This is a genomic window from Paraburkholderia sp. MM5496-R1 (assembly GCF_050436205.1).
Classification (GTDB): Bacteria; Pseudomonadota; Gammaproteobacteria; order Burkholderiales; family Burkholderiaceae; genus Paraburkholderia; species Paraburkholderia tuberum.
This window is the reverse complement of the sequence record NZ_JBNDLT010000002.1, coordinates 1024435-1051001: the sequence shown is the minus strand read 5'-3', so window position 1 is coordinate 1051001 and position 26567 is coordinate 1024435. Positions and strand designations below refer to the sequence as shown.

Sequence of the window (26567 nt, the reverse complement as noted above, 5' to 3'; positions counted from 1 at the left end):
AGGAGTGGTGATGGAAACGCCGTCGAAGCGACTTTCGGACACACAGGTGCAGGTTGCCAGCAAGATCTACGGATTTCGTTCGCCACAGGAGGCGGACCGTTTCGTGCAATGTCTGCGCGACGGCGACGCGAGCCGCTGCGTCGCGGACGTTCCGCCCGAGACAGCGACCGATGCCTATCCCCCCGGAACCCGCACCGGGTCGGGCGCCGGCATGACGATCGGGCCGCCGCCGGGCGGGCTCGATAGCGACGAGTAACGCGTTTGCGCCGCGCGCGTGTTGCGACGCCCGCGTCAGCGCACCGGCCCCAGCGACGCCGACAGAGGTGCGGAGCCGCCGCCCAGCGTCCGGTCGATCAGATAGCGGCCCTGTTCGATGCCGGCGCGCAACGCTTCCGCTTCGGTGAGCCATTCCGGCGTCACGGGCTCCACGTTGGCCAGATTGGCGGGTATCTCCAGCGGCCGGCCCTCGCGGGAAATCGACACGTCGGCGATCCAGGCGCCTCGCGAGTTCCGATGCGCGGTCACCGTGATCAGCGCGCCGCGGTGCGCGTCATACATCGCGTGGTGGGAGCCGGGCTCGGCGCGCGCGGCCGGCATCGCGCGTCCGTCCGCGCTAGCCATATCGGAGCCGGTCTCGCCGATGCTTGCGCCGGCGGTGCGGTCAGTGTGATCGGTTGGGGGGAGCGGGGTCATGCTGTCCTCGGCGAGCGAATGATCTGCCTGATTCGAGCAAGCGCTGTGCCGACAGGGCGAACGCGTGCAGGCATCCGTCCAGAAACGGGCACGCGGCGTGCGATCGCTCAGCGCGGGCCCGGCTCTTGCGCTGCGCTCAACGCTGGCGCCGCTTCGCTCTGTCGGCCGAGAGGCGAAGTCTTTGCTGATGGCGGCCGGCGCAAATGAATCGTAAGGAGGACGGAATGTCGATCCATGCGAAGGTCACGAGGTGGCGCAATGTCGGGCGATTCTGCGTCGAACGTGTAACCGACTATAGCGAACTGCTCGCGCTGGAAATCGAGGAGACGCGAAAGCGTCTGGTGCGCGAGTTGAGCGCACTCGTGGCGTTGGCAGTAGCGGGCCTGTTCACGCTGTCCTTCATTTGCATCGCGATCATCGCCACCGCGTGGCAGACGCCTTACTTCCTTGCGGTGGTCTGGGGCGTTGCCGCCGCGTGGCTGCTCGTGTGCATCGTGTCCTTGCTCGTCTTGCGGGCGCAGAAACCGGCGCAATCGCTTCACGTGCTCAAGGCCGAGATTCATTCCGATCTCGACGCTCTCAGGGAGTCGCTCAAATGAGTCAGCCACATCACGCAAATGAGCTTGCCCGGGTCACCATTCTGGAACGCATGGAGGCATCGCGAGCCGCATTGGTCGCGGCGAACCAGACTGCCGCGTTGCCGGCGGTGCGGGCAGCCTCGCGCTCCTCCGCCGGCAATGTGCTCGCGTCGCTCGCCGAGGCGCCGCATGTTGCGCTGCTTCTCGCGCTGGTGATCGGCGGCATCGTGCTGGGGCCGCGCCGCACGCTGTCGATCGCGGGCCGTTCCGGTCTTGCGGCGTGGATCGCCCGCAATGTGCGGCGGTCGATCGCGCAGTGACGCCCTGAGCGAATGCAGCGATCGGACCAGGCAAAGCAGAATCGCCTCAGCGAACCATGTGAAACCCTACCAGCCTGCTAGACTGGAAGTTCCCCATGCAAGCCATGGAGGGAGATATGACGACCGTCTACGTCGTGAAGACCGGCGAAAAGTTCCTCTGCACCGCAGAGGACGGCGATATCGGCATGGCACCGGAGATTAAGGAAGCCACGTCCTTTCGCTCGTACGAGGAAGCGAATAAAGTCGCGAACGAGCACGCCGACCCCGGATACGAAATCCTGACCATCGACGTTAAGAAACGCTGACGAGGTGTTAGCTGTTCGCGCCCAGGCGTTCAGCGAATGAACGCGGGCAATTCAACAGGCGCCATGCAATATGGCGCTCGACCGGGTGCGTCCGAAATCGTCGTCATGACGGCTTCGGGTATTCAGGCGGCAGCCGAAACCACTCTGCAAGCGCGCATAGCACGACACTCCACGCCGTCCCCGGCGGAGACGGCATGCTCTGCATCGTCGAGCTGGTCAGACGGGCAGGCTTACGATCCGCCAAAGAACACCGGCTTCATCCCACTCGTGCTGGCCGGATTACCCATCTGCTGCGTACCGCTGGTCGCGGGGCCATAGCCGCTGCTCTGGCCTGCGGCAGTGGCGTTGGTGGTCGGCATGTTGGTAGGAAAGTCGACGGTATTCGCATTGGCCGGATTGAAGCCGGCTTGCTCGAGCTGAGCGATTTCTGCCTGCACTTGCGCGTGCGTCAGCGCCCCGTCCGACTGCGCCAGCGATGCAACTGACACAGCCATGACCGCGACCGCGCAAGCTGTGTGGACTAACGTCTTCATGATGGCCCGCCTCCTTGTTGGTTACTCCGGCTGACTCGCGCTTTGCTTTTCGCGGTTCAACTGATCAAAGGTTAGGTGAGGAACCGTACAGTGGTCGTTTATTTTTCATGGTAGGGGGTTCGTCCATCAGCCGACGCTGGTCGACGCTCGCGCCCGAACGCTCCGATGTCGGCCGCGCATCCGGACCGTACCTCCGGACACGAGCCGACATCATCGAAGCGTGGGTCAAGCAGCCGTTCGCGGGTCGTCGTCGAACATCCGCATTCCCGCGGGTGCCGTCGTCAAGAAAGCTCAGGTGCGCGTAATCGAAGCCCCACCGTCCACCAACGAAGCGGTACCCGTCACGAAGGACGAATCGTCGGAAGCAAGGTAGAGCGCCGAGCGGGCAATCTCTTCCGGCTTTGCGACCCGCTTGAGCGCGTGCAGCCCGGTCACGAACGTCTGCGATTCGGCCGTATCGTTCATGCCGCGATACGTCTGCGTGTCCACCGCGCCCGGGAGGATCGCGTTGACGCGCACGCCTTGCGGGACGTATTCAGCCGCGAGCGCTTGCGTCAGTCCGACCAGCCCGGCTTTGCTCGCGGCATAGGCGGCGGTCCCCGGGAAGGCGAACGAGTAGCCGACGAACGTCGACGTGAAGATGATCGACCCACCGCCTTGCTTGATCATTTCAGGAATCTGATGCTTGGCGCCGACAAACGCGCTCGTCAGGTTGGTGGCCAGCGTCGCTGACCTACGCGCAGGCCGGCTCGTCCAGGTATTGCCTGAATACCGTTTGCCGGATATCGATGTGCTCGCGCTGTATCCGAGCCGTCGCCACGTGAGCGCAAAAGTTCGTGCGGCAATCGATTTCCTGGTCAACGCGTTCGCGGGCGTGCCACCGTGGGACGAGACGTGAAGGGATGTCTGATGTGTGTCGGCTATCCCGAAACCGGATGCCTGCAATTGGGGAAGAGGCCGCCGGGCACGGCGCGTTCGATAGCACGATTCAACTGGAATTCGGTCTGTCACCGTTCTTTAATGTGTCGTATGGCGTGTCATGCAGGAGACCTGACACACCCGATGAAAACTGCACATTGAATTACCGGCACGGTCGCCCTCCAACGAGCTCATGCGGTGGCAGGTCTGGATCAGCGATGTCCCGGAACAAGAACCGACGGGAGACATTCGTGAGAACATCCGACGCCATCATGGCCGGTCTGATCTGCTGTTCATGCGCAGCCGCGGCCTACGCCGCCGACATCAAGGGAGCCGGCAGCACGTTCGCCGCTCCCCTCTACACCCAATGGGCCGCCGACTACCAGAAGTCGGGTGGCAGCAGGGTGATCTATCAGGGCACGGGTTCGTCCGATGGGCTCAAGCAGGTCATCGCCCGGGAAGTCGACTTTGCGGGCTCGGACGCGCCACTGACCGACGATCAACTGACCCGCAACGGCTTGCGGCAATTTCCAACCGTAATCGGCGGCGTGGTACCCGTCGTGAACCTTCCGGGGCTCAAAGCCGGCGAGGTGATGTTGACGGGGCCGGTCGTCGCCGACATCTATCTCGGCAAGATTCAGTTCTGGGACGACCCGGCAATCGTGCGGTTGAACCCAAAGATCAAGATGCCTAATTACCCGATTGCCGTGGTGCGTCGCCAGGATGGCTCGGGCACGACGCTGATCTGGACTCACTACCTCGCGCAGGTCAGTCCGGAATGGAAGCGCAGGGTAGGCGAAGGCACTAGCGTGCGATGGCCGCTCGGCATCGGCGGCAAAGGCAACGAGGGCATTGCCACGTACGTCGGCTATCTGCCCGGCGCAATCGGCTATGTCGCATGGGATTTCACGAAACAGAACCGCTTGAAGTACGTTGCCATGACCAATGCGGCGGGTAATGTCGTTCAGCCCAGCGCCGCGACCTTCAGGGCAGCCGCGGCGAGCGCCGACTGGTCGGGCTCTCTCTCGCAATCGCTGACCAACCAGCCGGGCAAGGATGCCTGGCCGGTCATGGGCGCGACTTATGTGTTGCTTCCCGCGACGCCGAACAAGCCGGGCCACGACGAAGCCACCTTGAAGTTTTTCGAATGGGCGTTGAGTCATGGTGGGCCGACGGTCAACGCGCTGGATTACATACCGCTTCCGGAGCCGGTCGTGACGAAGATCCGCGCACAATGGCCCGCCGATACAGGCGAAAAGTCGGTGCACAACGCGTTCGCAGTGCCGTGACCAGCAATCGTGTCTGGCGCGTGTCGATTTCCCCTATGATCATTCGTCGTAGTCACTGGAGGCGCCGTTGCCTCAAGACACTTTCGTCTTCTAAGGGAAAACCCAAATGCGCGTCATGGTCATGATCAAGGCAACCCCCGAATCGGAAGCCGGGCAAATGCCGAGTACCGAACTCCTCACGGCGATGGGGCAGTACAACGAGCAATTGGTCAAGGCCGGCATCATGCAGGGCGGCGACGGGTTGAAGCCGAGTTCGGCCGGCGCTCGCGTGAGGTTCTCAGGGAAGGACCGCACCGTCATTGACGGCCCGTTTGCGGAAACCAAGGAATTGATCGCCGGGTACTGGCTCTGGCAGGTTCAATCGATGGACGAAGCGATTGAATGGGTAAAGCGCTGCCCGAATCCGATGGTCAGTGATTCAGAGATCGAGATTCGCCCGTTCTTTGAGCCTGCGGACTTTGGCGAAGCTTTTACGCCCGAGCTTCAAGACGAGGAAAATCGTCTGCGCAGGCAAATTGACGGGCAGATGCGTTGACGATTTTCACCGCATCAGTCTGCGGGTACGAACGCAATCCAGATCCGACTGTCCGAGACGCTACGCGGGCTTCCGATACGTTGTCCGGAAGCCCGATGCCACGGGTCGATGATTGCCGTCGTCAGTGGGTGTCGCCGGCCAACCGTTCGAAGCCGGTCAGTGCGAAGGTATCTGCTCGATCTTATCGGCGCTCAGGTCGCTCGGGAAGCAATGAGGATGCTCAAAGCCGATCGGAGATCCGCTCGTTGAATAGACGATGTTATCCGTGTTGTTCGGGCCTTGGCCGGCGGGTACAGTGCCGAGCCCCGCGAGCTTGCGCATGCGATAGGCGATCGCATGATCGGCGCAGGCGCTATCGCCGCTCACACCCAATCCTCCGATGACTTTCCCTGCTGCATAAAGCGCGACGCCGCCGCCGAAGGTAATGACGCCGCCAAGCGTGTGTCCGATGCCGCTGCCCTGTTCGAGGAAGCGCGCGTCAAAAGGATTCGAATTATTCAGGCCGTAAAGGGAGCCGCCCGGCTGGGCGGCCGCATAGAGATTTGCCGTCGATAGGGCGAGTGCGTCGTTGCTGAAACCGTTCGCGGTATAAGCCTTCGCGATTGCAATGGCCCGGCTACCGGGCCAGGCGTCGCCGGTCACGATCACCGAACACAGATGCCCCTGCCGATCGACAAGGGCCGCCCACATCCGGTTAGGCTTGAAGATCCCGCCGTTCGCATCGGGCAGGTTCACGACCGTATTCAACTGCTTTTCCACCAATGCGACCGTACCTTGCGGTAGCGTGCATCGGGCTTGTGGGACATCATCATCGCCAGAGGCACGACTTTCGTGCGAAAAGGACGCAATACAAAACGCTGCGACAGCGACGGTAAGCATCTTACGCATGACGATTCTCCTGACGATCGATTTGACAGCAGGCACGCTGTGGGCGAGAACGCGAACAAACAATAGGACAGCCAATGAAATAAACAACTCATCGCTGTTGAATGTCGGTGGCGAGCTCCCCGGCAGCGAACGTACCTCGTTGATCCGGGACTTCGTGTAAATAGTGAAGGCCATTATGCAAGGGCAATTGGCCAAAACAGAGTGCCCGTCAGCCATGCTTGCCTGGCGTTCGACACTGCTACGGACACGAGCGACGATCGGCTCGCCGGAGCGTGGTGCGGCGACGGTTTTGATCGATTGGATGGCGCGGCATATAGTTGGCGCGTGCGCAACACTCTCATTGGAGATCGACGCAATGCCTTATCTACAGCTTGATGTAAACGATCACTACTCTGTCGAGAGCAAAAGACTGCTCGCGGCGAAAATGAGTGAGACCTATGCTCGGATGATGTCGGTGGACGTCAGGCGAATCAGCGTAGGCGAGCGATGAGGGTCCGGGTTCCGCGGCCTGTATTTGCGCATGGCCGTATGACGTCGGCGATATGCCGGAACCACGCGGGCGCCAGGATCGGATCCGCCTCCGTTGCGCCACAACCTGAGCCAAAGTAGGAGGAGGACCATGAGCAGGCTTGCGACATCCCCGGCAGGTAATCGGCGGACGCGACCGTGGTGGATTGTCTTGATTACCACGGTGTTCTGTTTCTTATGCCAGAGCGTCGTCGCGCAAGCGGACGACGGCGCGGCTCGCCTGCACGCGAAATATCAAAGTCTGACGCAGCAACTCGCGCACAACCAGTTTCAGCGACCGCTGTACCTCGAATCGCAGGAGTTGCCGTCGGCGCTCAAGGGCGATATTTACGGGGTGCTCAACTATCCTTTCGCGGTGGTCAGCGGCGCGCTCAACGACCCGACTCAGGGCCCGGCCAACTGGTGCGACGTGCTGATCCTGCATCTGAACACCAAATACTGCCATGCGTCGACCAGCGACAGCGGTACGATCCTCACCGTGAACATCGGCAAGAAAACCGAGGAATCGCTTTCGTCGTCGTACCGCGTGCAATTCAACTTTCGTGCGGTAGCGAGCACCCCTGATTATTTTCGCGTCGAGCTCACTGCCGCCAAGGGTCCGCTGAGCACGAAAGACTACCGTATCGTGCTGGAAGCGATACCGGTGGGCGATAACCGCACCTTTATTCACCTGACCTACGCGTACGGATATGGCACGGCGGGACGGATTGCCATGAAAACCTACCTGGCGACGATCGGCAGCGACAAGGTCGGCTTTTCCGCTACGCCCGATTCGTCGACGAGCGAGCCGCAATACATCGGCGGCGTGCGCGGCCTGGTCGAACGCAATACGATGCGCTACTACCTCGCCATCGATGCCTATCTTGGCGCGCTTTCCAGCCCGCCCAACGCCCGCCTCGACAAACGCCTCGCTGACTGGTTCGATGCGACCGAGCAGTATCCGCGGCAATTGCACGAGGTCAGCCGCGCCGACTATATGCAAATGAAGCACGACGAGTATCAACGTCAGCAGATCGCCCAGTGATCCGCGCAGCGGGCGGGGATCTGATCAATGCAACGCAATATCGTGTTGAAGGTTTTTTTCGGGGGGATGTCGATGCGATGGTGCGTCGATCGTCGTTACCTGGTAAGACAATTGGCCAGGAACCTTGGATCCGCCGTTTTGCGCCAAGTCCGGCCGCCATCGTCATCCGAACTGGGAGCACACTGTGGACCGACTCGACAATCCGATCCTGCAAGTCCTGGAAGGCTACAAAGCCGCGATATTGGCAAAAGACGTGGACGCGTTCGTTGCGCTATACGACCGCGAGGCGGTGGTCTTCGACATGTGGGGGACATGGTCGTACCACGGCATCGCATCGTGGCGCGCCATGGTGGAGGGCTGGTTCGGTTCGCTGGGTACGGAACGTGTGATAGTCGATTTCAGCGAGGCGCAAACGATCGTCGCCGCGGACCTCGCCGTCGTTCACGCCTTCGCGACATATAAAGCCGTCGACGCCGACGGATTGGAACTGCGCTCGATGGACAATCGCCTGACCATGACGCTGAGGCAGCAGGCCGACGGATGGAAAATTGTCCACCAGCACACCTCCTCTCCGATCGAGGTCGGCACGGCGCAGGTCATTTTCAGGCGCTAGCGGTCTGGCGGTTCGACATCGCGCGTCGGCTCGCGAATAATCACGGCTGCGTGACTTTCCAATTTGCGACGTACCTTCTGTTTAAAAGCAGCCATGAAACGATTGCTTGCCGGCCGATGCCTTTGCGGTGCCGTCCATTACTCGGTAAGAGACGAATTCGTCTATGCGTTGAACTGCCACTGTTCAAACTGCCGGCGCGCGACCGGCTCGGCGTTCAAACCCTTCGCGGGAATCGAGCGCGACAAGCTGCGCATCACTCGGGGCGAAGACAGCCTGTTGATTTTCGGCGATGAACGAGCGGCGCATGATGTGCGCTGCACAATATGTGGAAGCCTGATGTTCTCAGTGGTTCGTCAGGGGCAATACGTTCACGTCACGCTGGGAACACTCACGGACTCGCCCGCCATGTCTCCCACTGGCCACATTTTCGTGGGTTCAAAGGCACCGTGGTATTCGATCACTGACCAATTGCCGCAACACGACGAATTCGGGTGAGTCTCCTTCCTATCGCAACATCGACTCGAAAGGCGCCGTACCAGCCGCCGCCGTGCGACAGCACGATCAGCGGCAGGTGATGGCCTGCTATCGGCGCGCCGGCCGCGACGGTCCGGGTGACGTCGCCCAAGGCGTGCGGCGTGGCCGGCGCATCGGTGGGATACCAGATTCCGGCCGTGAGCGGCGGCTCGGCGGCTGAGCTCCGGACGGCTCGAGGTCTATGAGACCAAAGTCCAATTGAATATTTCAGGCGCGGGTTCAATAGTAGTGAAACGCCGCGTTCTGTCGACGACAAAGCCGGCGCGATCCTCTTCCTAAAATGCCGGAATTGCAGGCAGGCCTTGGTATTGGCGTCAAGAACGTTCCAGTGGGTTTGAGTTTTCGCGATTGCAGGCCTATCACGGTGTCGCCGCCGAACTGCGACGGGACCTGGCGGGAGAACAACTTATGCTGCTCACACCGATTCCCCAACGGACTCCGTCCCGAGAGATGCTCGACGTCCTGATCCGCGCCGGACTCATCGCGGTCCTGGCCGTATTCTGTTTTCGGATCTTCGCGCCGTTTCTTAACCTGATGGCCTGGTCGGTGATTCTTGCGATCACGCTCTATCCGCTGCAGGTCCTGCTTCGCTCCATGCTCGGCGGTAAGGACGGCCTGATCGCCACGCTGATCGTCCTTGTCGCGCTTGTCGTGATTCTGGTGCCAACGTATGCGCTGGGTCTCGCGGTAGCCGATTCGGTCGAGAAATCGATAGCCATTGCCAGGAGCGGTAGCTTCCGGATTCCGCCTCCCGCGGACTCGGTGGCGAGTTGGCCGCTGGTCGGCCAGCGTGTGTACGACTTCTGGCAACAGGCATCGACGGACCTGACCGGTCTTGCGCATAAATTCGCCCCGCAGTTGAAGGAGGCCGGGCTCGCTGTGCTTGCAACGGTGACGGGTCTCGGTGCCGGCCTGGTGATATTTTTCGTCGCGCTGATCGTCGCAGGAATCCTGATGGCCCACGGTGAGAAGGGCTATCACAGCGCGGTGCAGATCGCCTCGCGCATCTCGGGCCCCGAGAACGGCGCTCAGATCGCCGACTTGTGCACGGCGACGATTCGCGCGGTGGCCCAGGGTGTAGTGGGCATCGCGTTTATCCAGATGCTGCTGATCGGCATCGGCTTCGTCGTGAAGGGGATACCCGGCGCGGGGTTGCTCGCGCTGGCCGTGCTGCTGCTCGGCATCATGCAATTGCCGGCCACGCTGATCACCATTCCGGTGATCGCCTTCGTGATCGTCACGGACGGCGTGAACACCGCAAACATCATCTTCTCGGTTTACGTGTTCGTCGCGGGCCTCGCCGACAACGTGCTCAAGCCATTGATGCTGGGCCGTGGCGTCGCGGTGCCGATGCCCGTCGTGCTGATCGGAGCGCTCGGCGGCATGGTGACGGGAGGCGTCATCGGGCTATTCGTTGGGCCCGTGATGCTGGCCGTCGGTTATCAGCTGTTCTGGCGCTGGGTCCGAGACCAGCCTCAACCCAGGCAACCCACGCAACCCACGCAGACCCACGAACAGAAGCAGACCTGAAGCTCGAGGATGGCTCCGTGTCACCGTTGATGCGTCCGTACGGGATCGCAGTGCTGTTCGGGGCGGCGGTTGGCCTGAGCGGATGCATGCGGGTGGGCCCGGACTTCAAGCCGCAGCATGAAGCGTGGAGCGAGCACTGGAGTAGCGAATCGATCACGCGGGTCACGCAACCGGGTGCACAGCCCGATGTGCGCCAGTGGTGGCTGATCTTCGACGATAGGAATCTCGAACGTCTGATCGCCGAAGCCGACGCGAACAACGGCGACCTGAAAATCGCCGGACTGCGCGTGCTCGAGGCGCGCGCACAGCTCGGCATCGCGCTCGCGGGACGCTATCCGCAGGTGCAGCAGGCGAGCGCCGATGTACTGGCTTCGGCGCGCAAGCGCTCGGATGGTTTCAATCCGCGCTCGGGCGCCTTCGTGCAGTACGGCGCGGGCTTCAGCATCGGCTGGGAACTCGATTTCTGGGGGCGTTTCAGCCGCGCGATCGAATCGGCCGACGCCGGGTTCTTCGCCGCGCAAGCCAACCGCGACGATGCGCTGGTTCTGTTGCACGCGCAGGTCGCGGATACGTATTTCACGCTGCGGGTCGCGCAGGCGCGGCTACGTATCGCTCGCGAGAACGCCCAGTTGCAAAAACGCAGCTACGACATCGCTCAAAAGCTCTTCAAGGCTGGCGAATCCGACGAACTCGACTTCCAGCAGGCGAAGACGCAGTACCTTGGGACGCTGAGCAGCATCCCCGATCTCGAAAGCCAGATCGTGCTTGCGCGTCATGCGCTGTCGGTGCTGATCGGGCGAGCGCCGGGTCCGCTGCCGGAACTCGACGTGCAGTCGGGCAAGGAAGGCGTGGTGCCGCTGGTGGATCATGCGGTGCTGCAGGACGTACCGGCCGATCTGCTGTTGCGCCGCCCTGACGTTCGCGCGGCCGAGTATCAGATGGCTTCGCAGTCGGCGCTCATCGGCGTGGCAAAAGCGGATCTGTACCCGTCGGTATCGTTGCTCGGCACGCTGACGTGGACCGCCAGTTCGCTCGCGGGCGCACCGAGCACACTGCTCTTTGCCGCGGGCCCGAGCGTGACGTGGAACGTGTTCGATTACGGCAGGATCACGAACAACGTGCGCGTCCAGGACGCGCGGCTGCAAGAGTTGACGCTCGCTTATCAGAACACGGTGCGGGAGGCGGCGCGCGAGGCCGACGATGCCGCGACGGCGCTGCTCGCCGCCTTGCAGCGCGACACCATTCTGAATGACGCGCAGGGCGCGGCGCGGCGCTCGCTGACGCTCGCCAATACGATCTATCGGGAAGGGTATTCGGACTTCCAGCGGGTCCTCGATGCGCAGCGCGCGCTGTTCGCGCAGCAGGACGCGTACGTGGTCAATCGCAGCAATGCGCTCGGCAGTGTGATCGCGCTTTACAAGGCGCTCGGAGGCGGCTGGGAAACCGAACAGCCGCTCGTCGACGCGGCGACGCGCGCGCAGATGCGGCAACGCACCGATTGGGGCGACCTGCTCGACCAAACGGCGCCGTCTTCCGGTACGCCGGGGCAAGCCGAAGGGGCGTCACGATGAGCGATACCCAGGATACCCGCGAGCCTCGAACCGCCGCCCCGCCGAAGTCGTCGACGCCTGCCGCCGACCCTTCGGGCAGGGCGGTCAAATGGGTCGTCTGTCTGATCGCGCTGAGCCTGATCTGGTATCTGCTCGCCGACCGTTTCACGCCGTATACGCAGCAGGCGCGGATTCAGGCCTATGTCGTGCCCGTCGCCGCCGAGGTGTCGGGACGCGTGACGCGGGTGTTCGTCCATAACAACCAGGATGTCAACGCGGGGGACGTGCTGTTCGAAGTCGATAGCGAGCCCTACCGCATTGCCGCTGACCGCGCGCGCGCCGATCTGGAGTCCACGCGCCGGCAGCTCGGTGCCAGCACGGCCGGCATCGAGTCGGCAGTCGCGGCGTTGCGGGCCGCCATCGCGAACGAGGTCAAGGCGCGCCAGGACAGCGACCGTCTCGAGCGACTCTATCGTGAAGACGAGGGCACCGTCTCCCTGCGACGCCTCGAGGTCGCGCGGGCGACGCATGAACAGGCGCTAAGCCAGGTCGACGGGGCCCGTGCCGAAGTCGAGCGGGCGCGGGAGCAGCAGGGCGGAAGCGAGGCGGAGAATGCGCAGTTGCGCAGCGCCGCTGGCGCGCTGGAGAAGGCCGAACTCGATCTCGCCAACGCGCGGATCAAAGCCCGCTCGAGCGGCGTCGTGACCGATCTGCGCACGGAAGTCGGTCAGTTCGCCGCGGCGGGCAATCCGGTCATGACGCTGATCGCGATCCGCGACGTGTGGATCAGCGCCGACATGACGGAGAACAATCTGGGCCATCTCAAACCCGGCACGCGCGTCGAGATCGCCTTGGACGTGCTGCCCGGCGAAGTGTTCGGCGGGCGGGTTCGCAGTATCGGCTATGGCGTGAGTGTGGGGCAGAGCACGCCGGCGGGCAGCCTGCCCACCGTGCAGAATAGCCGCGACTGGCTGCGTCCCGCGCAGCGTTTCCCGGTAATCGTCGAATTCGACGACAGCGAGCGCGCGCGTCTGCGCGATCTGCGGGTGGGCGGGCAGGCCGAAGTGATGGCGTTTCCGACCCAGGGCAATCCGCTCAACCCGCTGGGACACGCGTTCATCCGGCTGATGAGCTGGCTCTCCTACGTCTATTGAGAAGCCCATGCAGCCCGTGACCCAGCGCCTCGGTTATCGCGCGATACGTGTGGCCATCGGAACGGCGATCGCTCTTGCCGTCAGCTTTGGACTCGATTTCCCGATACCCGTCGTCGCGCCGGTATTCACGGTTTTTCTGCTGGCCACGCAGAATCGCCCGCTATCGTTGAAGGCCGGCGTGATTCTTTCGCTGGTGGTGGCGTCGACCACCGGCAGCGGCCTGCTCCTCGTTCCGTTGCTTCGTCACTATGCGTTGGCCGGCATCATGATCGTCGGCCTCATGCTGTTCTTCGCGTTTCGTTACGGGCTGCGTGGCGGCAACAATCTCGTCGCGACTTTTCTGGTCGCGGGACTGACGATGATTTCCGCCGCGGGCACGGCCGACTTCGAACTGGCCCTGACGGTCGTCGGCGCGCTGGCGAAGGGACTTCTGCTTGCCGTGCTGGCCTCGACGCTGGCGCACAGCTTGTTTCCTGAAAGCATGGGCGCGCGAGAACAGCCCGCTGCGGCAGCGATGGCGGAAGACGAGGCGGCCTATATCGCGCTGCGTGCCGCGCTCGTCGTCATGCCGGCCTATCTGCTCGCGATGACCGACCCGGCGAACTACATGCCGATCATCATGAAGTCCGTTAGCCTCGGCAGACAAACCTGCACGACCTCGGCCCGCGGCGCCGCACGCGATCTGATCGGCTCGACGCTGCTCGGCGGTCTGCTCGCCATCGCGTTCTGGTTTGCGCTGAGGCTGTTCGTGCATTTGTGGATGTTCTTTCTGTGGATGCTGTTGTTCGGCCTGCTGGTGGGACGCAAGCTGTACGGCCTGCAACCCACGCGTTGTTCGCCGGGCTTCTGGCTGAACAGTCTCGTGACGATGATCATTCTGCTCGGGCAATCGGTGCAGGACAGCGTGGCGGGCAAGGATGTCTACACCGCGTTTGCCGTGCGAATGGGGCTCTTTCTGGCCGTAACGGCCTATGCGTATTTGATGCTTCTGCTTTTCGAGCAGCACCGCCGTGCGGAGTGAGGCGGTGCGGCATGCTGCAAAGCCGAGCCGGTGATCGCAACAGGAGCGTGCGATGGGAAATGCGACAGGCGATGGCGCGGTCCGTCCTCGGGCCGGCGAGATCCTGAAGGAAATGGCGATAACCCTGTGGTATCTGAGAGCGATTCTGATCGGTCTGCTTCTACTGTTCGTCCTGCTGACGTTTGGCATGGACTACTGGGGCGCGCCCGTCGAGACAGCGAACCGGACACCGTCGCCGCTGGGTGAAACCGTGTACTTCTGCGCGATCACGGCGCTCACCATCGGGTACGGCGATGTCGTGCCCACTTCGGCGTTCGGCCGGATCGACGCCGCATGCCTCGGGCTGATCGGCGTGGTATTCACCGGCTTGATCGTGGCCGCGGCTGTACGAGGTGTGCAGGAGGCCGCGCATCGGGCGGAAAGGACGGGATAGCGAGGCGCGCAACAGAATGAGACGGACCGGACGGTATTGAAAGCGGCAGTCAAGGCTGGACGTATTCAGGTCATTCGTGAATGAGGTTCAAGTCCCAGCCTGACTTTTTCTAAACGACATCGGCTAATTGCCTTCCGGCATTTTCGACGAATGATGGCTGGTAATCAGCCACTTGTGCCCATTCCACGCGTAGGTGAACGTATAGCGCGCCTTGACGACCGAGCCGTCCGCGAACTTGAAGGTGTAGAGCCCCGAGTCGATCGCCGTGTTGCATTCGATCATGATGTCGCGGAAGTCGATCGTGCCGACCGGTTTGTTTTCGAGGAAGTGTTTGAAATAGTCGAGCTTTTCGTCGGCGGTCAAACGCGGCTTGTTCGAGACGGTCGGCAGCAGGATCGAGTTCGGCGCGTAGTTCGCCACGACCTTCCGCGGGTCGCCGGTTTTCAGCGAGTCGTTCCAGCGATCGAACAGTGCGGAAATCTGCTTTTCGGAGGTGGGATGGCAGGCTTCGGACCTCGCGAATGCGCTGCCATGGGCCACGACCGCAACCATCGCAAAGACGACGGACGGCCCGTCTACGCTGATTCTCATGATGCCCTCCGCGATCGTTGCCGGTGGATTGTTCCGCCAGTAAATCGAAATTGCACACGGCATATCCGCCACAGCATCGACGTTAGAGGACAAGAACCCGGGTTATTTGCGTCGGTTCAGCTCGCTTCTTCCAGAACCACGACACTGCGCGCCTCCACGCGCGACTGATCGCTTTCGATAGCGCCCTGTTGCGCCGCTTGCACGATGTCATGCGGACTGTCGCGCGCGGTATCGACGATACGCCGCCAGTGCCGCCCGTCGGGCGCCGGCAACTGGACCGTGCGGGCGCAATCGTCCATGTTGAACACCACGTGCAGTGCGGTCTCGCCAGGCGCTTCGCCGCCCAGCGTGACGGCGAGAAGCCGCGCGGCTGGATCGTGCCAGCCCGGCTCGTTCAGGCGCTCGCCGTGCCACGCCGCATCCGGCCGAGTCTGCCCCGGCGAGGGCCGGCCGGTCAGGAAATAGCGCCGCCGCAAACTTGCGTGGCGCTTGCGCATCACGATCAGCTCGCGCACGAAGCGCAACATGGCCGAGCCGGCTTCAGTGGGTGTCCAGTCGAACCAGCTGAGGGTGTTGTCCTGACAATAGGCGTTGTTGTTGCCGCGCTGGCTGCGCAGCACCTCGTCGCCGGCGAGCGTCATTGGCACACCCAGACTCAGGAACAGGATGGCCATCGCGTTGCGCGCCTGGCGGTGTCGCAGACCGAGAATCTGGGCGTCGCCGGTCTCGCCCTCGGCGCCACAGTTCCACGACAGGTTGTCGGAGCTGCCGTCGCGATTCTCGTCTCCGTTGGCTTCGTTGTGCTTCCATTCGTAGCTGACGAGATCGATCAGCGTGAAGCCGTCGTGGCACGTCACGAAGTTGACGCTGTTGTTGGGCAGCCTGCCGTCGTCCGCATAGAGGTCCGAGCTGCCCGCGATGCAGGTCGCGACCGCCCCGATGAGCCCCGGGTCGCCGCGCACGAAACGGCGAATCACGTCCCGATAGCGGCCGTTCCACTCGGCCCATGCCATGCCGGGAAAGGCGCCGACCTGATACATCCCGGCGGCGTCCCACGCCTCCGCGATCAATGGCACGCGCGACAGCACACGCGAAGACTCGATCGCCCAGGGCAGCGGTGGATCGACCATCAGCTCGCCGCGCTGATCGCGCGCGAAGACACTCGCCAGATCGAACCGGAAGCCGTCGACGCCGAGTTCTTCCACCCAGTATTCGAGGCAGCGCACGATGAACGTCGTCACCAGCGGATGGTTGCAATTGATCGTGTTGCCGCAGCCGGTGTAGTCCCGGTAGCGGCGCCGGTCGACCGCGTCGAGGTGGTAGAAGATATCGTTGACGAGGCCCTTGAAGTTGATGACGGGGCCCGTCTCGCCCGCTTCGGCCGTATGGTTGAACACGACGTCGAGCAGCACGGCGATGCCCGCGGCGTGCATGGCGTCGGTCAGCGCGCGAAACTCCTGGGGCGCGCGCGCGGGATCGCGGCAGTAGCGAGGATGCGGGCTGTAATAGCTATGCGTGCTGTAACCCCAGTAGTTGCTCAGGCCGAGGGCCGCCGTGGCGGGCGGAACGTCCTGTTCGTCGAAGGCCATCACCGGCAGCAACTCGACGTGGGTCACGCCAAGCTGCGTCAGGTACGGAATCTTTTCGATCAGGCCGGCGAAGGTACCGGGATGCTGCACGCCGCTCGACGGATCACGTGTAAAGCCGCCGACATGCAGCTCGTAGATGATCGCGTCGTCGAGTCCGCGCGAGATACGCCCAGGGGACGAGGGCAGGGGTTCCGTCACGATCGCGCGGTGGGTTTTGTGCCCGTCGGGATTCGGCTGGTCGACCGCAGGCCGCGTCCACAGCACGTCGCTGACCGCGCGGGCATACGGGTCGAGGAGTTCGCTGTCGGGGTCGAACGCGTGGCCGCTAGAGCGCGTATCGCGCGGACCGTCCGCCCGCCACGTGTAGTAGGTGCCGAACGGCAGCGCTTCGACCATCACGTGCCAGTAGTAGAAGGTGCGGTTGCAAGCGGCGGCGAGCGTGATGATCTGGAACGGCTCGGGGCTGTCAGCCGCGTCGTACAGCAACAGCTCGACGCGCGTCGCGTGACGGCAGAAGATGCAGAAATTGATGCCGCCGGGCACCGCCGACGCGCCCACGGGAAACCGCGACCCGGAGCGAACCGCATGAGCACGCACCGATCCCGTTTCAGGGTCATTGATCAAGGGTGATCCTCATCGGGCGGATCTTCCAGATCTTGTCGCAGTATTCGCCGATGGCGCGGTCGGAAGAGAACTTGCCCGAGCGCGCGGTGTTCAGGATCGACATCCGGGTCCAGCGCCGCGTGTCCTGCCAGGCGGCGCTCACGTCGTCCTGACGCGCCACGTAGGCGGTATAGTCAGCGAGCACGAGAAACGGGTCCGCGTGCGTCAGATTGTCGATCAGCGGGCGGAACATCTCGCGGTCTCCTCGCGAGAAATGACCGTCGGCGATCAGTTGCAGCACTTCGCTCAGTTCCGCGTCGTCCTTCACATAGTCCGCGGGGCGATAACCCGCGCGCTTCACACGTTCCACTTCGTCGGCGGTCAGGCCGAACAGGAAGAAGTTTTCGTCGCCGACCTCTTCGCGGATTTCGACGTTGGCGCCGTCGAGCGTGCCGATCGTCAACGCGCCGTTCATCATGAACTTCATGTTGCCGGTGCCCGATGCTTCCTTGCCGGCCGTCGAAATCTGCTCGGACAGGTCGGCGGCAGGGTAGATGAAGTGCGCGTTCTTCACATTGAAGTCCGGATAGAACACGACTTTCAGCCGCCCGTTCACCACCGGGTCGTTATTCACGACTTCGGCGATGCCGTTGATCAAACGGATGATCAGCTTGGCCGTTGCGTAGCCGGGCGCCGCCTTGCCGCCGAACACGAAACAGCGCGGTGTCAGCGCGAGCTGCGGATCACGCAGCAGGCGCCGGTACAGCGTGACGATCAGCAGCGCGTTCAGATGTTGCCGCTTGTATTCGTGGATGCGCTTGACCTGCACGTCGAACAGCGCGGCAGTGTCGACGCCGATGCCCGTGACGCTCCGGATATGCTCGGCGAGCACGGCCTTGTTCGCCTGCTTCACGCTACGCCAATGCTGCTGAAACGTGGCGTCATCGGCATAGGCTTCGAGCTTGCGCAGTCGCGCGAGATCAGTGACCCAGCCAGCGCCGATGGTCTCGTCGAGCAGCCGCGCGAGCGCCGGATTGCAAAGCAGCATGAAACGGCGCGGCGTGACGCCGTTCGTGACGTTGTGAAAGCGCTCGGGCCACAATTCGGCGAAGTCCCGCAGCACGGTCTGCTTGAGCAGCCCGGAATGCAGTTCGGCGACGCCGTTGATCGCGTGGCTGCCGACCGTCGCCAGATGCGCCATGCGCACGAGCTTGTCACCGCGCTCGTCGATCAGCGACATGCGTGCGATGCGCGCGTCGTCGCCTGGATAGCGCTGCCGGACCTCGTCGAGGAAGCGGCGGTTGATCTCGTAGATGATTTCGAGCAGGCGCGGCAGCAGGTTGCGCATCAGCGGCAGCCCCCAGGTTTCGAGCGCTTCGGGCAGCAGGGTGTGATTGGTGTACGCGAGCGCGCGCCGCGTGATGTCCCAGGCCTCGTCCCACGGCACCTGCCTGTCGTCCACCAGCAGACGCATCAGCTCGGCGACGGCGATCGACGGGTGCGTGTCGTTCAACTGCACGTTGAACAACTGCGCGAAGTGTCCGACCGGTTCGCCCCTGATTTCGAGCAGGCGCAGCATGTCCTGCAGCGAGCACGACACGAAGAAGTATTGCTGCGCGAGACGCAGGCGCTTGCCGATCTCGGGCTCGTCGTTCGGATACAGCACCTTCGACAGCGTCTCGGAGATGACCTTTTCGTTGACGGCCTCGTAATAGTCGCCGGCGTTGAAGTCCTGCAGGTCGAACGACTCGACCGCCTCGCTCTTCCACAGCCGCAAGGTGTTGCACGTGTTGACGTGATAGCCGGGCATCGGCGTGTCGCAAGCCACGCCCTTGACCTGCCGTGTGGGTATCCAGCGCACGCACAGGTGCCCGCGTGCATCGGTTTCGTCGTGGGTGCTGCCGCCGAACCCCACGTAGTACGCAACCTCCGGGCGCACGATCTCCCATGGATGGCCCTTTTGCAGCCACTTGTCGGTGGTTTCGACCTGCCAGCCGTCGCGAATCTGCTGGTCGAAGATGCCGAACTCGTAGCGGATGCCATAGCCGACGGCCGGTATTTCCAAAGTTGCGAGCGAATCCAGATAGCAGGCCGCGAGGCGGCCAAGTCCGCCATTGCCGAGCCCCGGCTCTTCCTCGAGTTCGAGCAGCATATCGAGGTCGACGCCGAGCGCGCGCAGCGCTTCGCGTGCGTTGGCCTCGATGCCGAGATTGACGAGGTTGTTGCCGAGTTGCGGGCCGATCAGGAACTCGGCGGACAGGTAGCAGGCGACCCGCACATCGCTTCCGGCGTAGGTCTGTACGGAGGTTGCCCAGCGGGCCAGCAGCCGGTCGCGCACGCTATACGCGAGCGCCATGTACCAGTCATGCGGGGAAGCGATCGCCGGATAGCGTCCCCGCAGGCACAGCAGATTGTCGAGCACGCCGCGTTGGAGCGCGGCGGCGCTCAGGCCGGTGCGCGCTGCATCCGCGCTTTGCTGCGAGGTCGTGGTGGGAGCGTCGGCCATGATGCTTTCCTCGGTGCATGCTGCGCGTGACGTTCAGAAGGGCCAGACCCAGTCGACGATCTCGGCGCGGTCCGTGCCATGCGTATGCGCATAGTTCAGGTTGCTGACGATCGCGTTCCTCATGTCTTCCCTGAGATGCGCGGATCTGCCCTGCAAGCGCGGCACGCGGTCGAGCACGTCGATCACCAGATTGAAGCGGTCCACCTGATTGAGAATCGCCAGTTCGAGCGGCGTGTTGATGTTGCCTTTCTCCTTGTAGCCCCGCACGTGCAGATTCTCGTGATTGCGAAAGCGATAGGCGAGCTTGTGGATCAGCCACGGGTAACCGTGGAAATTGAAGATCACCGGCTTATTGGTCGTAAACAGGCTGTCGAATTCGCGTTCGGTCGAGCCGTGCGGGTGCTCGCTCGCCGGCTGCATCCTGAACAGGTCGACCACGTTGACGAAACGCAGCTTCAGTTCGGGCAGACGTTCGCGCAGGATCGCCGTCGCCGCCAGCGCTTCCTGGGTGGCGACGTCGCCGCACGAGGCCATCACCACGTCCGGTTCGGCGTCCTCGTCGTTGCTCGCGCGCCGCCACACGCCGATGCCTTTGGCGCAGTGCACGACGGCTTCGTCGATGGTGGTGAATTGCAGGTGTTTCTGCTTGTCGGCGACGATCACGTTGATGCAGTCGGTGGTGCGCAGACAGTGGTCGACGACCACTAGCAGCGTGTTCGCGTCGGGCGGAAGATAGACGCGCGTGACCGAGGGGCTCTTGTTGGTGACGAGATCGATGAAGCCGGGGTCCTGATGCGAAAAGCCGTTGTGATCCTGCCGCCACACGGTCGACGACAGCAGAATGTTTTCCGCCGACACCCACGCGCGCCATGGCACGTGATTGCGGCTGATGTCGAGCCACTTCGCGTGCTGGTTGAACATCGAATCCACCACGTGCGCAAACGCTTCATAGGTATGGAAGAAGCCGTGGCGGCCCGTCAGCAGATAGCCTTCGAGCCATCCCATCAGCGTGTGTTCGGACAGCATCTCCATCACGCGGCCGTCGCGCGCCAGTTCGCCGCCGTCCTCGTCCTCGGGGAGCATCTCGGCCATCCACACCTTCTTGCTGACCTCGTAGATCGACTGCAGACGGTTCGAGGCCGTTTCGTCCGGGCCGAACACGCGGAAGGTGTTCATGTTCGCGCGCATCGTGTCGCGCAGAAATTCGCCGAGTGGCCGCGTGTTCTCCTGCAGCACCTTGCCCGCGTGCTGCACATCCACCGCGTACGCGCGGATGTCGGGCAGCTTCAGTTCGCGGCGCAGCACGCCGCCGTTCGCGTGCGGATTGGCGCTCATGCGCCGCGGGCCTTGGGGCGACAGCGCCTTGAGTTCGGGGATCAGCCGGCCCTCGGCATCGAAAAGTTCGGCGGGCCGGTAGCTGCGCATCCATTCTTCGAGCACTTCGAGATTCGCGGAGTTGTTGCGCACATCGGAAAAAGGCACCTGATGCGAGCGCCACGAGCCTTCGACCTTGTGCCCGTTGATCTGCTTCGGTCCGCTCCAGCCCTTGGGCGTGCGCAGCACGATCATCGGCCAGAGCGGCCGCTCGAGATTGCCGTTCGCGCGTGCCTGCTCATGGATTGCGCGAATTTCGCCGAGCACGGTATCGAGCGTGTGCGCCATCTTCCGATGCATTTCCGCGTGATCCGATCCTTCGACGAAATGCGGGGTGTAGCCGTAGCCGACAAAGAGCGCTTCCAGTTCTCTGCTGCTGATGCGCGACAGGATGGTCGGATTGGCGATCTTGTAGCCGTTCAGATTCAGGATCGGCAGCACGGTGCCGTCGCGGGCCGGGTTGATGAATTTATTCGAATGCCACGCGGTGGCGAGCGGCCCGGTCTCCGCTTCTCCATCGCCGACCACGCAGGCCACGATGAGGTCCGGGTTGTCGAGCACGGCGCCATACGCATGCGACAGGCTGTAGCCAAGCTCGCCGCCCTCATGGATGGACCCGGGCGTCTCCGGCGTCACATGCGAACCGATATGGCCGGGAAACGAGAATTGCTTGAAGAACTTCTGCATGCCCTCGGCATCCGCACTCTTGTCCGGATAGATCTCCGAGTAGGTGCCTTCCAGATAGGTGGGGCCGAGCACGCCCGGTGCGCCGTGTCCGGGACCGGCCATGAAGACGACGTCGAGATCGTCGCGTTTGATCACGCGGTTCAGATGCGCCCAGACGAACGATAACGCCGGGCTCGCGCCCCAGTGTCCGAGCAGGCGATACTTGACGTGTTCGACTTTCAGCGGCTCCCGCAGCAGCGGGTTGTCCAGCAGATAGATCATGCCGACCGAAAGATAATTGCATGCGCGCCACCACGCATCGATCAGCTGAAGTTCGTCGCTGCCGAGCGCGGTCTGCCGCGAAGCGTCCGCCGCGGGATGTTTGCCCATACCGACGTCTCCTGTGCTTGCAGCCGCAACCCGAGGGTGTGGATCGCGTCGGGTGCGCTGCGCAGGCGCTTCGATGATTGATGGGGTCCGAATCGCGCCTGTTGGCGGACCTCTACAACCGGGTATTCTTCGCCAGCCGATGAACATCCATAACGCAGAATATGTTACTGCGCGAAGATTGCAAGGATGATCCGACACCGTCTCGCGCGGCCTGCGAAACCGCGTTTTGTATTCAGGCCGCGATCCGATGTTCGTAGAACGGCCGGTCCCGATCATCGAGAATCGCGTACAACGCTGCCAGATCGCGCGGATCGGGATTCAACCACGCGTCGATATGCTCAGGCTTGATCGGAATGATGCAGCGATCATGGCCGGCAGCGGCCACCTCGGGTGGCGGATCATCGGTGATGGCCGCGAAGGACAATAGATCGGGCTCGCCTTTGCCGCTCCAGCGGGACCATAAGCATGCGACCAGCATGTCGTGAGGCGGATTGGGCCGGAACTCGAGCCGGACATTTTCATCTTTCTCGCCGGGCGCCGGTTCGCGGCCTTCCATTCGCGCACGCGAGACGTTCTCATAGAAAGAACTGGCCAGCACGAGTCCATGCGAATAGCCGAATAGCGCTTTCCAGAAACTTTCGAGACTGTCCCGACGAGCGTTGTACGTGCCGGGATAGCGCGTGTCGTACGATGCGGGCTTGCCGGCCAGGCGGCACTGATAGCGCATCGGTTTGACGACGCGCTGGCCGTTCTCCATCACCATCACCGGCGCGTAGTAGCCGGGAAAGATGCGCGAGTCGCTTGCTTTGGGAGCGGTTCGGCCGAGGTCGTCGAGTCGCTCGAGCGTGCGGTCGATCTTGTCTTTGGCGATCCGTTTGCTCTCGGTCGCCGCCCTGGTGACTTTGGTCTGCAAAGAGCGCTCGGCATCGGCGAAGCGGGTGCGCTGTTTGAACAGTTCCTGTTCGAGCTTCACGGTCTGCTGCGATCGGAAGCGCTCGATCAGCGCCCAGACTTCCCGTTGCGCGTCGGACTGCGGTTCCGAGAAGGCGTCTTCCATCGCTTTGGGAATCCTGGCCTGACCGTCCTCTGCGCGTTCGAAGAAAAGACGCGCGAATTCCTCGATGCTCATGTGCGCGCCGAACATGCGGACGTAGCGCCGGTAGTCCGCCAGAATCTGAGCCGAATAGCACATGGATGCCTCCGTTTGCTGTTCCGATGATACGCATTTGCGCGCTCGCGTCAGCAGAAGTCTCTGCTCGTCGTCTGCAACTCGCCCAGCAGATGAGACATGTCGACCAGCCGCTGCGCGACGAGGTGCTGTACTTCTCCCTGACACTGCCACGTGCCGTATACGGCGAGCAGCGCGGCGCCCAACGCTTCTTTGCGCTGTTTTTCGAGCAGACTCGGCCAGATGATCACATTGACGTTGCCGGTCTCGTCTTCGAGCGTGACGAACACGACGCCCTTGGCCGTGCCGGGACGCTGACGCACCGTCACCAGTCCGCAGCCGCGCGCGAGGCGGCCGTCGCGATAGGTCCGCAGCGTCGAGGCCGGCATCAGCCGGTTCGCGAGCAACTGCGGCCGGAGCAGTTCCAGCGGATGGCGGTTGAGCGTCAGGCCGAGCGAACGGTAGTCGGCGACGATGTCGTTCGCTTCGCTCGGTGCGCCCAGTTCGGGCGTTTCGTCCTGAGTCGCTGCGGCCGCGAGCATATCCTTGTCCGGCACCGCGACGACCGATTGCCACAGCGCTTCGCGGCGGTTTCCCGCGAGCGCTGCCAACGCATTCGCATCCGCGAGCGCATGCAGGTCTTTGCGGTCGAGCTGCGCGCGGCGCGCGAGATCGTTGACGCTCGCGAACGGGCGAACCGCGCGCGCGTTCTCGATCCGTTCGGCGGCGCCGTCCTTCATGCCGCGCAGCAGCGAAAGACCGAGACGCACGGCGGGGCGCGTCGCCCCCGCACGGTGTTCGAGCGAGGAGTCCCAACCGCTGATCGTCACATCGACCGGCAACACCGTGACGCCGTGCCGCTGCGCATCCTGAACCAGTTGCGACGGCGAATAGAAGCCCATCGGCTGGCTGTTCAGCATCGCGGCGAGAAAGGCTTCGGGTTCGTGACGCTTGAGCCAACTGCTCGCATAGACCAGCAGCGCGAAACTGGCCGCGTGACTTTCGGGGAAGCCATATTCGCCGAAGCCCTTGATCTGCTCGAAGATCGCCTCGGCGAAGGCCTGGTCGTAGCCGCGCTCCTGCATGCCGAGCACGATGCGGTCATAGTATTTTTCGAGTCCGCCCTTGCGTTTCCACGCGGCCATCGCGCGTCGCAGCTGGTCGGCTTCGCCGGCGGTGAAGCCGGCCGCGAGAATCGCCACCTGCATCACCTGCTCCTGGAAGATCGGCACGCCGAGTGTGCGGCCCAGCGCGGTCTTCAACGCGTCGCTCGGATAGGTCTCGGGCTCGAAGCCCTGACGGCGCTGCAGATAGGGATGCACGGCGCCGCCCTGAATCGGACCGGGCCGCACGATCGCGACTTCGATGACGAGGTCGTAGAACTTGCGCGGCTGCATGCGCGGCAGCATGCTCATCTGCGCGCGCGATTCGATCTGGAACACGCCGACCGTATCGGCGGCCGAAATCATCGCGTAGGTCGCCTCATCCTCGGCGGGGATGTCCTGCATTTCGAAGCGTTCTCCGCGCTGTTCCGAAACGAGGTCGAGCGTGCGCCGGATCGCCGACAGCATGCCGAGCGCGAGCACGTCGACCTTCAGCAAGCCCAATGATTCGAGGTCGTCCTTGTCCCACTCGATCACCGAGCGGTCGGCCATCGCCGCGTTTTCCACCGGCACGAGCCGGGTGAGCTTGCCGCGGCTGATCACGAAGCCGCCCGAATGCTGCGACAGGTGGCGCGGAAAATTCAGCAGTTGCGAGGCGAGCTTCGCCCAGGCCTGAATCAGGGGCTGGTTCGGATCGAGGCCGGATTCCGCGAAACGCGCGAGCAGATCCCGACTGGTATCGAACCAGTGATGCGACTTCGCGACCGCATCGACGATCTGCGGATCGACGCCGAGTGCCTTGCCCGTTTCCCGCAGCGCACCACGCGGACGATAGGTCGACACCGCCGCCGCGATCGCCGCCCGGTCGCGGCCGTACTTGCGATAGATGTACTGGATCACTTCTTCGCGCCGCTGGTGCTCGAAGTCGACGTCGATATCGGGCGGCTCGCCGCGCTCCTTGCTGATGAAGCGCTCGAACAGCATGTTGCCGCGCGCGGGGTCCACCTCGGTCACGCCGAGGCAATAGCAGACCGCCGAGTTCGCGGCCGACCCGCGCCCCTGACACAGAATGTGCTGGCTGCGCGCGAAGCGGACGATGTCGTAGACGGTCAGGAAATACGGCTCGTACTGCAGGTCCGCGATCAGTTCGAGTTCGTGCTCGATCTGCTGCTGCACGTGATGCGCAATCCCCGCGGGAAAACGCCGCTGCGCGCCGACATAGGTTTCCTGACGAAGATACGAGGCCGGCGTATGGCCGGCCGGCACCAGCTCGTCGGGATACTCGTAGCGCAGCTCGTCGAGCGAAAACGTGCAGCGGCTCATGATGTCGACCGTCGCGGCCAGCGCGTCTTGCGGGTACAGGTTGGCAAGCCGCAACCTCGAGCGTAGATGCTGCTCGGCGTTCGGCGCCAGATCATAGCCGCACTGATGGACCGGTTTGCCGACCCGGATCGCGGTCATCGTGTCTTGCAGCGGCTTGCGCGAGCGCACGTGCATCACGACTTCGCCGAGCGCGACGACGGGCACGTCGCGGCTGCGCGCGACGAATTCGACCGTGCCGCGATGCAGGTCGTCCATCGCGCGTTGATGGAGCACGAGGCTGACCCATGCGCGGCCGGTGAACGTTTCGTCGAGCCATTCGACCTGCGCATCGAGCGCGTCTTCGCTGGCCGGGAAATCCGGCACGAGAATCGCGAGGCAGTCGGGCATGCCGAGCAGGTGACGATATTCCTTCTCCGGCCGCGACAGATCCTGCGGCGTGAGCCGGTATTCGCCCTTGGGCGCGCGCATGCGCGCCAGCGTGATCAGCTCGGACAGATTGCCGTAGCCGTTGCGGTTGCGGGCGAGCAGGATCAGCCCGAACGCCGGCGAACCATCGGCGTTGACGAGCCGGAAATACGAACCGACGATGAACGGCAGCTTCGCTTCTTTCGCCGCGACATGCGCGCGCACGACTCCCGCGAGCGAGCATTCGTCGGTGATCGCGAGCGCGGAGTAGCCGAGTTGCGCGGCACGCTCGGCCAGTTCCTCAGCGTGCGACGCGCCCCGCAGAAACGTGAAGTTGGAAAAGCAGAACAGCTCGGCATACGCCGGCAGCATCGTGAAGGTGGTGTCCATGGCCGCTCATCCG

At 63.2% G+C, this 26567-nt stretch carries 23 protein-coding genes and 3 pseudogenes; 16 read left to right on the top strand and 10 right to left on the bottom strand.

Features of this window, described 5'->3' with window-relative positions; genetic code table 11:
* The first annotated feature begins 10 nt into the window (after positions 1-10).
* Positions 11-256, top strand: coding sequence for a hypothetical protein (locus tag OKW38_RS11820; RefSeq protein WP_018418326.1), 246 nt, complete (start codon positions 11-13; stop codon positions 254-256).
* Between the two features lie 35 nt (positions 257-291).
* Here OKW38_RS11820 and OKW38_RS11815 read toward each other — a convergent pair whose 3' ends face one another.
* Positions 292-693, bottom strand: a complete 402-nt coding sequence (locus OKW38_RS11815; RefSeq protein WP_429361594.1) for a DUF6566 family protein — start codon at positions 691-693, stop codon at positions 292-294.
* Positions 694-917: 224 nt separating this feature from the next.
* Between OKW38_RS11815 and OKW38_RS11810 the strand changes: the two genes are divergently transcribed.
* The 3 genes from OKW38_RS11810 to OKW38_RS11800 all read left to right on the top strand — a co-directional run bounded on the left by OKW38_RS11810 (position 918) and on the right by OKW38_RS11800 (position 1896).
* Positions 918-1292, top strand: coding sequence for a phage holin family protein (locus OKW38_RS11810; RefSeq protein WP_429361592.1), 375 nt, complete (start codon positions 918-920; stop codon positions 1290-1292).
* Positions 1289-1591, top strand: coding sequence for a hypothetical protein (locus OKW38_RS11805; protein ID WP_429361590.1), 303 nt, complete (start codon positions 1289-1291; stop codon positions 1589-1591). The genes OKW38_RS11810 and OKW38_RS11805 overlap by 4 nt, the downstream gene beginning before the upstream one ends.
* A gap of 116 nt (positions 1592-1707) precedes the next feature.
* Complete coding sequence (locus tag OKW38_RS11800) at positions 1708-1896, top strand: hypothetical protein (RefSeq protein ID WP_090805701.1); 189 nt, start codon at positions 1708-1710, stop codon at positions 1894-1896.
* A gap of 230 nt (positions 1897-2126) precedes the next feature.
* On the opposite strand, the gene OKW38_RS11795 is transcribed toward OKW38_RS11800, so the two are convergent.
* Positions 2127-2429: a DUF4148 domain-containing protein gene (locus OKW38_RS11795; RefSeq protein WP_184029736.1), complete on the bottom strand. Its 303-nt coding sequence runs from the start codon at positions 2427-2429 to the stop codon at positions 2127-2129.
* A 291-nt stretch (positions 2430-2720) separates the two neighbouring features.
* Positions 2721-3161 (bottom strand): annotated as a pseudogene (locus OKW38_RS11790) (SDR family oxidoreductase); the annotation flags it as partial.
* On the opposite strand from OKW38_RS11790, the pseudogene OKW38_RS11785 reads away from it, so the two are divergent.
* The 3 genes and pseudogenes from OKW38_RS11785 to OKW38_RS11775 all read left to right on the top strand — a co-directional run.
* A pseudogene (locus tag OKW38_RS11785) lies at positions 3160-3327 on the top strand (LysR family transcriptional regulator); the annotation flags it as partial. The pseudogenes OKW38_RS11790 and OKW38_RS11785 overlap by 2 nt on opposite strands.
* Positions 3328-3619: 292 nt before the next feature.
* On the top strand, positions 3620-4636 hold the full coding sequence (pstS, locus tag OKW38_RS11780) for a phosphate ABC transporter substrate-binding protein PstS (protein ID WP_429363721.1): 1017 nt from the start codon (positions 3620-3622) through the stop codon (positions 4634-4636).
* Between the two features lie 106 nt (positions 4637-4742).
* The gene (locus OKW38_RS11775; RefSeq protein WP_184066858.1) at positions 4743-5171 is read left to right on the top strand and encodes a YciI family protein; all 429 of its coding nucleotides are present in this window, start codon (positions 4743-4745) and stop codon (positions 5169-5171) included.
* A gap of 156 nt (positions 5172-5327) precedes the next feature.
* Here the strand turns inward: OKW38_RS11775 and OKW38_RS11770 are convergent, their stop codons facing one another.
* Positions 5328-6233: a GlcG/HbpS family heme-binding protein gene (locus tag OKW38_RS11770; protein WP_429361588.1), complete on the bottom strand. Its 906-nt coding sequence runs from the start codon at positions 6231-6233 to the stop codon at positions 5328-5330.
* A gap of 181 nt (positions 6234-6414) precedes the next feature.
* On the opposite strand from OKW38_RS11770, the pseudogene OKW38_RS11765 reads away from it, so the two are divergent.
* The 9 genes and pseudogenes from OKW38_RS11765 to OKW38_RS11725 all read left to right on the top strand — a co-directional run.
* A pseudogene (locus OKW38_RS11765) lies at positions 6415-6546 on the top strand (tautomerase family protein); the annotation flags it as partial.
* 132 nt (positions 6547-6678) lie between these two features.
* Positions 6679-7611, top strand: coding sequence for a hypothetical protein (locus OKW38_RS11760; RefSeq protein ID WP_090804177.1), 933 nt, complete (start codon positions 6679-6681; stop codon positions 7609-7611).
* A gap of 184 nt (positions 7612-7795) precedes the next feature.
* Entirely contained in the window at positions 7796-8224 is a 429-nt protein-coding gene (locus OKW38_RS11755; protein WP_429361586.1) for a YybH family protein, read from the top strand.
* Between the two features lie 93 nt (positions 8225-8317).
* The gene (locus tag OKW38_RS11750; RefSeq protein WP_429361584.1) at positions 8318-8719 is read left to right on the top strand and encodes a GFA family protein; all 402 of its coding nucleotides are present in this window, start codon (positions 8318-8320) and stop codon (positions 8717-8719) included.
* Between the two features lie 447 nt (positions 8720-9166).
* Positions 9167-10288 (top strand): AI-2E family transporter, encoded by a 1122-nt coding sequence (locus tag OKW38_RS11745; RefSeq protein WP_429336263.1) that lies wholly within the window; start codon positions 9167-9169, stop codon positions 10286-10288.
* 29 nt (positions 10289-10317) lie between these two features.
* The gene (locus OKW38_RS11740; protein WP_429336633.1) at positions 10318-11859 is read left to right on the top strand and encodes a TolC family protein; all 1542 of its coding nucleotides are present in this window, start codon (positions 10318-10320) and stop codon (positions 11857-11859) included.
* The gene (locus OKW38_RS11735; protein WP_429361582.1) at positions 11856-12992 is read left to right on the top strand and encodes an HlyD family secretion protein; all 1137 of its coding nucleotides are present in this window, start codon (positions 11856-11858) and stop codon (positions 12990-12992) included. The genes OKW38_RS11740 and OKW38_RS11735 overlap by 4 nt, the downstream gene beginning before the upstream one ends.
* Positions 12993-12999: 7 nt before the next feature.
* Positions 13000-14013 (top strand): DUF2955 domain-containing protein, encoded by a 1014-nt coding sequence (locus OKW38_RS11730; protein ID WP_429361580.1) that lies wholly within the window; start codon positions 13000-13002, stop codon positions 14011-14013.
* 52 nt (positions 14014-14065) lie between these two features.
* Positions 14066-14446 (top strand): potassium channel family protein, encoded by a 381-nt coding sequence (locus OKW38_RS11725; protein WP_090804188.1) that lies wholly within the window; start codon positions 14066-14068, stop codon positions 14444-14446.
* A 123-nt stretch (positions 14447-14569) separates the two neighbouring features.
* Here OKW38_RS11725 and OKW38_RS11720 read toward each other — a convergent pair whose 3' ends face one another.
* From OKW38_RS11720 to OKW38_RS11695, 6 genes are all read right to left on the bottom strand, one after another.
* Positions 14570-15037, bottom strand: coding sequence for a protein kinase (locus OKW38_RS11720; protein WP_429361578.1), 468 nt, complete (start codon positions 15035-15037; stop codon positions 14570-14572).
* A 116-nt stretch (positions 15038-15153) separates the two neighbouring features.
* Positions 15154-17250: a glycogen debranching protein GlgX gene (gene glgX / locus OKW38_RS11715; RefSeq protein ID WP_429361576.1), complete on the bottom strand. Its 2097-nt coding sequence runs from the start codon at positions 17248-17250 to the stop codon at positions 15154-15156.
* Positions 17240-19735, bottom strand: a complete 2496-nt coding sequence (locus tag OKW38_RS11710; RefSeq protein ID WP_429361574.1) for a glycogen/starch/alpha-glucan phosphorylase — start codon at positions 19733-19735, stop codon at positions 17240-17242. The genes glgX and OKW38_RS11710 overlap by 11 nt, the downstream gene beginning before the upstream one ends.
* Before the next feature lie 33 nt (positions 19736-19768).
* On the bottom strand, positions 19769-22165 hold the full coding sequence (locus OKW38_RS11705; RefSeq protein ID WP_429361572.1) for a phosphoketolase family protein: 2397 nt from the start codon (positions 22163-22165) through the stop codon (positions 19769-19771).
* Between the two features lie 232 nt (positions 22166-22397).
* Positions 22398-23357: an SOS response-associated peptidase family protein gene (locus tag OKW38_RS11700; protein WP_429336270.1), complete on the bottom strand. Its 960-nt coding sequence runs from the start codon at positions 23355-23357 to the stop codon at positions 22398-22400.
* 47 nt (positions 23358-23404) lie between these two features.
* A complete protein-coding gene (locus OKW38_RS11695) occupies positions 23405-26554 on the bottom strand; it encodes an error-prone DNA polymerase (RefSeq protein ID WP_429361570.1) in 3150 nt (1049 codons plus the stop codon).
* Positions 26555-26567 lie beyond the last annotated feature (13 nt).